A 516-nucleotide genomic window follows, 5' to 3' on the forward strand; every position below is an offset into this window, starting at 1 on the left:
GCTTTGTAGTTGTCTATCCAACCATTGCGGTCACGAACGACTTGCCACTCGTCTGTGTTGTACATCTTAGTGAATGCGGCATTCCATTCGTCGACTTTCTTTTGGCTAACGCCCGGTGCAGCAAAGAATCCACGCCAGTTCGCAAATACCGTTTCGTTGCCGAATTCCGTTAATGTTGGAATGTTTGGCGCGGCTTCTAAGCGTTTTGGCGCAGTGATAGCAAGTACTTTCACTTGGCCAGATTTGGACATTTCCAGTACTTCACCTAAACCTGTTGAAAGCAATTGGGTTTCGCCAGAAAGCAGGGCTGCCATTGCTTTGCCGCCCGCATCATAGCCAATGTAACGGACTTTACGCGCATCAAAGCCTTCGCCTTTAAATGCCGCCGCAATGACAAGGTGATCCATAGAGCCGCGCGCTGAGCCCCCAGCAATCTTCACTTTGCGAGGATCGACTTCAAACGCTTTTACTGCATCTTCCCATGTGTTGTATGGCGAGTCTGCAGAAGCAACAATC

General features: G+C 49.6%; 1 protein-coding gene. It reads right to left on the minus strand.

Annotated elements, in window-relative coordinates; genetic code table 11:
• The coding region (locus R7093_RS28185) for a tripartite tricarboxylate transporter substrate-binding protein (protein ID WP_318147401.1) at positions 1–516 on the minus strand (516 nt) is incomplete at both ends.

This window comes from Vibrio sp. 1580 (genome assembly GCF_033340055.1).